Source organism: Cysteiniphilum sp. 19S12-1 (genome assembly GCF_052030685.1).
GTDB lineage: Bacteria > Pseudomonadota > Gammaproteobacteria > Francisellales > Francisellaceae > Caedibacter.
In genome coordinates, this window is the sequence record NZ_JBQAJM010000096.1 from 1 (window position 1) to 577 (window position 577).

General features: G+C 50.1%; 1 rRNA gene. It reads left to right on the forward strand.

What is annotated here, in order from left to right:
- Position 1: 1 nt before the first annotated feature.
- Positions 2 to 577 (forward strand): 23S ribosomal RNA (locus ACTS4L_RS11390); the annotation flags it as partial.

The window sequence follows — 577 nt, forward strand, 5'->3', positions numbered from 1 at the left end:
GGAGTCGTCTTCGTATGCGAGTGTTCGGGTGTCAAACCCCTACGCGAAATGAAAGTGAACGCAGGTGAGAGCTTCGGCGCATCATCGACCGATCCTGATGTTATCGGATGGATTTGAGTAAGAGCATACGGGGCCGGACCCGAAAGAAGGTGAACTATGCCTGTGTAGGGTGAAGCCAGAGGAAACTCTGGTGGAGGCTCGCAGCGGTTCTGACGTGCAAATCGATCGTCAAACATGGGCATGGGGGCGAAAGACTAATCGAACCTTCTAGTAGCTGGTTTCCGCCGAAGTTTCCCTCAGGATAGCAGTGTTGAACTCAGTTTTATGAGGTAAAGCGAATGATTAGGGACTCGGGGGCGCTATTTAGCCTTCATCCATTCTCAAACTTTAAATATGTAAGAAGCCCTTGTTGCTTAATTGAACGTGGGCATTCGAATGAATCAACACTAGTGGGCCATTTTTGGTAAGCAGAACTGGCGATGCGGGATGAACCGAACGCGAGGTTAAGGTGCCAGAGTAGACGCTCATCAGACACCACAAAAGGTGTTAGTACATCTTGACAGCAGGACGGTGGCCA